Annotated in this window: 7 protein-coding genes; 5 read left to right on the top strand and 2 right to left on the bottom strand. The window is 66.7% G+C overall.

Annotated elements, in window-relative coordinates; genetic code table 11:
• Positions 1–190 precede the first annotated feature (190 nt).
• Both LzC2_RS10020 and LzC2_RS10015 read right to left on the bottom strand, forming a co-directional pair.
• Positions 191–1,867, bottom strand: a complete 1,677-nt coding sequence (locus LzC2_RS10020; RefSeq protein ID WP_171186429.1) for a bifunctional metallophosphatase/5'-nucleotidase — start codon at positions 1,865–1,867, stop codon at positions 191–193.
• 114 nt (positions 1,868–1,981) lie between these two features.
• On the bottom strand, positions 1,982–3,556 hold the full coding sequence (locus LzC2_RS10015) for an MBL fold metallo-hydrolase (protein WP_171186427.1): 1,575 nt from the start codon (positions 3,554–3,556) through the stop codon (positions 1,982–1,984).
• Between the two features lie 242 nt (positions 3,557–3,798).
• Here LzC2_RS10015 and LzC2_RS10010 point away from each other — a divergent pair, with 242 nt between their 5' ends.
• The 5 genes from LzC2_RS10010 to LzC2_RS09990 all read left to right on the top strand — a co-directional run bounded on the left by LzC2_RS10010 (position 3,799) and on the right by LzC2_RS09990 (position 6,700).
• The gene (locus tag LzC2_RS10010) at positions 3,799–4,461 is read left to right on the top strand and encodes an ArsR/SmtB family transcription factor (RefSeq protein WP_206678647.1); all 663 of its coding nucleotides are present in this window, start codon (positions 3,799–3,801) and stop codon (positions 4,459–4,461) included.
• A 233-nt stretch (positions 4,462–4,694) separates the two neighbouring features.
• Complete coding sequence (locus LzC2_RS10005) at positions 4,695–5,021, top strand: hypothetical protein (protein ID WP_171186423.1); 327 nt, start codon at positions 4,695–4,697, stop codon at positions 5,019–5,021.
• Between the two features lie 29 nt (positions 5,022–5,050).
• Positions 5,051–5,578 carry a DUF2243 domain-containing protein gene (locus tag LzC2_RS10000; RefSeq protein ID WP_171186420.1) on the top strand — a complete coding sequence of 176 codons (528 nt, stop codon included), beginning with the start codon at positions 5,051–5,053 and terminating at the stop codon, positions 5,576–5,578.
• Positions 5,575–6,123 (top strand): YeeE/YedE thiosulfate transporter family protein, encoded by a 549-nt coding sequence (locus LzC2_RS09995; RefSeq protein WP_171186418.1) that lies wholly within the window; start codon positions 5,575–5,577, stop codon positions 6,121–6,123. The genes LzC2_RS10000 and LzC2_RS09995 overlap by 4 nt, the downstream gene beginning before the upstream one ends.
• Positions 6,116–6,700 carry a DUF6691 family protein gene (locus LzC2_RS09990; protein ID WP_171186416.1) on the top strand — a complete coding sequence of 195 codons (585 nt, stop codon included), beginning with the start codon at positions 6,116–6,118 and terminating at the stop codon, positions 6,698–6,700. Before LzC2_RS09995 ends, LzC2_RS09990 begins: the two co-directional genes overlap by 8 nt.
• Positions 6,701–6,802 lie beyond the last annotated feature (102 nt).

The following is a 6,802-nucleotide window of genomic DNA, read 5'->3' as shown; positions in this document are numbered from 1 at the left end:
GCTATACCTCGGCAAGCTCCGCGACTATTACGCACAGCAGGGCGGCGAGGGCCGGGCGGTCGGCGGCGGTCAGGCCGATTGCGGCGGCCAACGCGACGCCGGCGGCGAGGGCGAGGCGGACATCAAGAGACTTCATCGGTGATCTTCGGGGTGTGAAGAGACGGGAAGGGTTGTGGACGGACGCGGGAACTCAGCGGTTGCGGTTTTGCTTGGGCCCCTGCTCGCCTTCAGCGAGGGCGTGGAATTTTGGGTTCATAAACTGGCTGCGGAGCACGTCCGGGCGGACGACGCAGTGCAGCGGGGACTCGCCGGTCCCGGTCACAGGCGAGATGTTCTTGAGAAACCGTTCGACGGCGGTGTGGGTCGTCGCCTCCACGGTGCGGACGTTGCGGCACTGTTTGACGCGATGAATCTGATCCTCCGGCTGACCGTCGCGGGCGCCGGCGGCAATCTTGTAAACGCGGTCCTCCTCCAGCGGTTCGCCGTCGACGGAGACTCCGATCAGCCGCTCTCCGGCCGGGGCGGTACTGTTAAAGTCCACGTGCACGTTGGTGCTGGGGCGGGCCAGCCAGCCGCCGAACAGGCGATCCGGGTCCGAGGAGAACACGTTTTCGAACTCGCTCTCCCAATACGCCTTTAACTGCGCCCCGGTCGCCCCGCCGATTTTCAGCGGGAGCGGGGTCGGCAGCCAGTTCCAGAGGTCGCCCTCGGTGACGGGGCCGGGCGCGGTCGGCGGGGCGAAGCGGTACCCGTTGCTCAGGCCGATCTCCGCGTCCGCCTCCTCGCGGATGGCGTCGGCGATCATCCGGTCCAGCGGCGAACTCATCACGTTGTACCGCTCCAGCCACACCTCCGTGCGGCCGATCTCGCGGTCCATCCGGTCGCGGTGCGGGGCGAGTTCTTCCTCGACGATCGTCTTGACCGCCGGGTCCTCAAGGAAAGCCTCCGCCCGCAGTTCGAGCAATTCCCAGCGGCGGTCGACGATCTGCCCGTCCTTCACGGACAGGTCCAGCACGCCCATCAGCGAACCGAACGCCCCGGCTTCGACGACCCACGTCTCGCCCCGCACGATCGGTTCGTAGGTGCGTTCGTGCGTGTCCGACGACAGCAGCACGTCCACCCCCCGCAGGGTCTCCGCCAGTTCGACGGACTTCATCAATCCGATGTGGGTGATCAAGACCACGACGTCCACCGGCCCGCCCTCGACGTCCTGCCCGGCGGTGAGCTTGTCGATCGCCGGTTGCAGAACTTCCCGGCCGCGGAAGGAGAGTCCCTCGCTCATATAGGGCGGCTGGCGGGTGGGCACGTCCGGGTCGGTGAAACCGATCAGGCCCACGCGAACGCCGTTGACCTCCTCCACCCGGTACGGCTCGAAGGCCAGTTCGCCGGTCGCGGCGTCATAGATGTTCGCGGACAACAGCGGATAATTGAGCCGCTTCGACAGGTCGAGCAGCCTTTCGGTGCCGTAAGCGACGCTCCAGTTCCCGGGGATCGCGTAATCGATGCCAAGCGCGTTCATCGGCCGGACCATCACGCCGCCCTCGGTCCACGCGCCGGGGCCGGAGCCTTGGAAGGTGTCGCCGCCGTCGATCCGCAGCAGATGCGGGCGAGTTTCAGCAAGTCGGTCAAAGGCGGTTTTGATGCGGCTGAGCCCGCCGGCGCCGCGGACGCGCTCGTCCGTATGCTCGTTCCAGAACAGCTCCGGGTGCGGTTCGAGCTGGGCGTGGATATCGTTGACGTAGGCGATCGACAGCGTGCGGACGCCGTCGGAAGCCGGTTCGGCGTCGGCCGCGAGCCCGGCCGGGACGGCGGAGAGGATCGGGGCCATAAGCGTCGCTCGGACGACCAATTGTTGTGGAGTAGGCATAGCGATTTCGTGGACGCCCGCGCGGGGGCGTCGAGTGCGGAGATTGACCGGGACCGCCGCCGCCGGGACGACGCCCGACGGCAGAGCAGGTTGAGAGAACTCAGCGCCGTCTGATCAGGCGGAAAGGCGGGTCGTATCGGAGGGCTTCCCCGGCGACTTCGGCGTCGTGACCGGCAGGCCCGCGGCGGTCCACGCATCCCACGAGCCGGGGACGGTGCGAGCGTCGAACCCATGTTTCCGCAGCAGGCTCGCGCCGACTGTGGCCCGATAGCCGTTGCCGCAATACACGACGACCGGCCTGGAGCGATCCAGTTCGTTCAGCCGCTTCGGCAGTTCGGGGAGGAAGATATATTTCGCCCCCTCCACATGACCCATGTCCCACTCCGACGGCTGGCGGATATCCAGCAATTGCATCGCGTCGGTCGGGAACGCGTCGTGCACCTCGCGGACGGGCATCGTTTTGAACGAGTCGAACGGCCGGCCGGACTTCACCCACGCGGTCATGCCGCCTTTTAAAACGCCCCGCACCTCCGTGAGATCCACGCGAGCCAACCAGTCCTGCGGCCCCACGGCGTCCGCGGTCTCTGGGACAACCAGGGCGATCGGCTTGTCGTAGTCCAGCGTCCAGCCGCCCCAGAGGCTCATCACCTCGTTGTAGCCGAGGTCGGTTGCCCCGCGGATATGACCGCCGGCGTAGCCGAACATCAGTTGCGTATCGACTAACTGCACCTCGCCGCCCGCGATCAGTTTCTCGAACGCCGCGGGGTCCAGCGCCTCCGGCGCCGGACGGTCCCCAAGAATCTTCGGGCCCGCCGCGTTGGCCTGCTTCATCCGCGGCCAGTAGTAGGGGATCGCCGGCTGAGCGGCGAGGAGGGCGTCGATGAAGTCCGCCTGATCCTCGATCCGCCAATACGGGTTGGCGTCCCGTTCGCGGCCGAGCGTCGGCGTGCCCTTCGGCTTCTGGATATTCGCCCCGCACGGGGAGCCCGGGCCGTGGGCCGGATGGATCGGCAGCGCGGCCGGCAGGTTTGCATAAGCCGTTTGCACGGACTGATAAAGCTTCTTCGCCAGGCCCTCGGTGTTCTTCACCCCCATCAGGTCCGGTCGGCCGATCGACCCGATGAACAGGAAGTCCCCCGTGAACAGCGCCCATGGGCGGTCGGCGCCCTTGGTCGAGGCGACGTAGGACATGTGCTCCGGCGTGTGGCCGGGGGTGTGAATTGCCCGGAGTCGGACGGAGCCGACCTCCAGCGTATCGCCGTCTTTCAGCTTCCGGTCGATGGGGAACCCGTAGTCGGCGCCGCCTTCGACGCTGGCGGCGATCCTGGCGGTCCCTGTGCGATCGGCCAGTTCGCGGGCGCCGGAGACGAAGTCGGCGTGCACGTGCGTTTCGATCGCCAGCGTGATCGTCACGCCGTGCTCCTCAGCGAGCTTCAGGTACGCCGCGACGTCGCGGCGGGGGTCGATGACCGCGGCGACGCCGGCCTCGGTATCCGCCAGAAAGTAGGAGTAGTGGGACAGACCGCCGCTTTCGACGACCTCCAGCACGACGCCGTCCGGCGTCTCCCCCTTGGCGGGGCGGCCGGACTCGCCGGCCCGGACCACCCGGGCGGCGTGCGGCAGGAACGCGGCTCCGAGGCCGAGGGCCCCGGCGTGGCCGAGCAATTCGCGGCGGGTGACGAGCGACATCAAGGTTTCTCCGGACGATCGGAAGGGACGTTGGCGATCGCGGCGACGGGGAACGCCCCGCGACGTCCCACTCTTCGGCAGGAACCACAATCAGTCAATAGTTTGTTTGACAGTTTGTCGAAAGCGGGCGGCGGGCTATGATGAGGTGACGCCGAGTTCGATTCCGCGGGAACTGTTCCCTCCGGCGGCGCCCATAGGGCCGCTTGAGCGGCGTTCTCGGATCCCCAGCCCCCTTCATGCCGATGCCCACAGACGCCGAACCGGGTCCGCCGCCGCAAGCCCGCATCTACGAACAACTCGCCGGCGTGGGGCATGCGTTGAGCAACTCGCATCGTTTGAAGATGCTTAATCTGTTGGCTCATGGGGAGAAGACGGTCGGGCAGCTTGCCGAGGCGACCGGCCAAACGACGGCCGCCGCCAGCGCCAACATTCGATTACTTCGAAACGCGAACCTCGTCGCGGCCCGCAAGCAGGGCCGCACCGTGCACTGCCGTTTGACCGATGACCGGGTCGGCGAGTTGTGGCTGCGGCTGCGCGATTTGGGCGAGGTCGTGCTGCCCGAGGTGCGGGAGACGATGCGGGAGGAGTTTGACGACGCCTCGCCCATCTCGGAGCGGGAGTTGTTCGCGGAGATCGAGGGCGGCGGCGTCACGTTGTTGGACCTGCGGCCTGAGGAGGAATACGCCGCCGGTCACCTGCCCTCGGCCCGCAGCGTGCCGTTCGACGTGCTGGGCGAAGCGGAGCCGGACCTGCCGCGGCAGGGACCGCTGTACGTCTACTGCCGGGGGCCGTTCTGCGCCCGGGCCGTCGCCGGGCACCGTTTGCTGCGGAAGGCGACGCGGGCCTCCCAGCGCCTGCGGTTCAGCGTCCCCGAATGGCGGGCCGCCGGCCTGCCCGTGGAGTGACCTCGACGTTTCCGGGGCAGACGCCGTCGGTGGATCCGTCGTCGCAGCCGACCGAACGTCCTTCACGCGGCGCATTACATTCATAGAGTACCCCCGTTCGCTCCCCCGACGTTCAGATTTTGCTCCGCGACCGCCCAGGGACTGCGTGGCGGTCGGTCAGCGGGGTCGCCGATCGGGCAGCGGCGGGGCAGATCCGGTCAAAGCGTCAACCGCCTCTTACCGAGGAGACATCAATGCACCGAGGACCGTCCCCGATCCGCCGTAGCGTCCAAGCGGCCTCCGTTCTGGCCTTGGCGGCGGTCGCGAGTCCCGCCGCCGTCGCCTGTCCCTACTGCGATTCGGACGTCGGCCAGCAGGTCTGGGCCGGTATCTTCAACGAGGATTTCTGGCTCAACGGCCTGCTGACGACGCTGCCGATTCCGGTTATGGCGCTGATCGTCGGCGTGATCCACTTCGGCCTCCCCTGGCAGGCGGACCGGACTTCTCCGAGGTCTAAAGAGGGGCAAGCCCCGAAACAAGTCTATCCCGAACCTGAGAGAGTTTCCCCCGTGCCGGAATAGAACCCTCCCGCCCTTCAAGAAGAGATTCGATGAATCACCGCGATCGACGCCCGTTGATCTCGTCGGCGACGATGATCGGCATCGGAATGGGCGGTTTCGTGGACGGCATCCTGTTTCATCAATTGATGCAGCTCCACAATATGCTCTCGGCCAAGTTCCCCGTGAGCGGCGCCGTCGAGCCCTCGACGCTGGCGGTGAATCTTGAAATTAATATATTCTGGGACGGGCTGTTCCACGTCTTCTGCTGGATCATGACCGCCTTCGGGCTCGGCCTGCTCTGGCACGCGGTTCGTCGGCCCGACGTACCGCTTTCCACGCGAACGTTCATCGGTTCGCTCACCCTCGGCTGGGGCATCTTTAACCTCGTGGAGGGGGTGATCGATCACCACATTCTGCAAGTCCATCACGTGGTCGAGACACCGAATCATCTCGTCTGGGACCTGACCTTCCTCGGCGCCGGCCTGCTGCTGGTTCTGCTCGGAGGGTGGCTGATCTGGTCCGATTCGAGCGAGGCGCCCGCCGGTCCCGCACGCCGCTCCCCTGGAGTCTCGTCATGAATAATCCGCTGACGAAAACCGCATGGTCGCCCTACGCGGTCGGCGCGGCCATCGGCGTCTTAAGTTGGTTCGCCTTCGCCACCGCCGACCATCCGCTCGGGATCACCTCGGCCTTCGAGAATACCGCCGCCCTCGCGGGCCAGGCGGTCGCCCCCTCCCTGGAGGAGACGCATCCCTATTACGTGGACAAAGCCAAGGAGGGAGAATCGCCCAAGATCGGTTGGGAGTGGATGCTAGTGGTCGGCGTGTTCGTCGGGGCGCTGCTGAGTTCGCTGTCCTCGGGCGATCGCACCAATTTAAAAGTGCCGCCGCTTTGGCGGTCCCGATTCGGCGAAGGGACGGCGAAGCGGTTCGTCGTCGCCTTCCTCGGCGGTGCGGTGATGATGTTCGGCGCCCGGCTCGCCCAGGGCTGCACGAGCGGCCATGGGATCAGCGGCACGCTTCAATTGGCGGCGTCGAGTTGGCTGTTCGTCGCGGCGATGTTCGCCGCGGCGGTCGCCACGGCTTTCCTGCTCTACGGAAAAGAAGGAGCGAACAATGTTTGAAGACCCGACGCGGCTCGTTTTAGGTCTGCTGACCGGCGTCGTCTTCGGATTCCTGCTCCAGAAGGGGCGGGTTGCCAAGTACGGCGTGATCCTCGGCCAATTATTGCTGAAGGATTGGACGGTGGTGAAGATTATGGGCTCCGCCGTGGTCGTCGGCTCCGTGGGCGTCTTCGCCCTCGTCGACGGCGGTCAGGCTTCGCTGCATATCAAACCCCTGCTGCTCGGCGGCGTCCTCGTCGGCGCCGTGCTGTTCGGGGCGGGCATGGCCGTGCTCGGCTACTGCCCCGGCACGAGCGTCGCGGCCTGCGGCGAGGGGCGGCGGGACGCGATGGTCGGCGTCCTCGGGATGCTCGCCGGGGCGGGCCTGTTCGTGGCGCTATACTCCCCGCTTCAACCGCTGATCCACGCTTGGGGCGATTACGGCAAGCTCACCCTCCACGAGTGGCTCGGCGTCTCCCCGTGGTTGATCGTCGCCGGCCTCGTGACCGCGAGCCTGCTGATCGTCTGGTTCGTCGAGAGCCGGCCCCATCGACGCGAACCGGCAGAAACGCCCGGCGCCCGCCACGCCGCCGGGTGATTTGAGCGTTTACGGATCTCCATAGAAGTCCATGTCGCTCTCGGGCCGTCGCCTGAACCAAGCGCGTTCACCCCAACTTCGGCCCGACCTTCCATTCAGGAG

Source organism: Alienimonas chondri (assembly GCF_013036045.1).
GTDB lineage: Bacteria > Planctomycetota > Planctomycetia > Planctomycetales > Planctomycetaceae > Alienimonas > Alienimonas chondri.
Note: the sequence above shows the minus strand (reverse complement) of the source record. Positions and strands in the feature narration are given on the sequence as shown.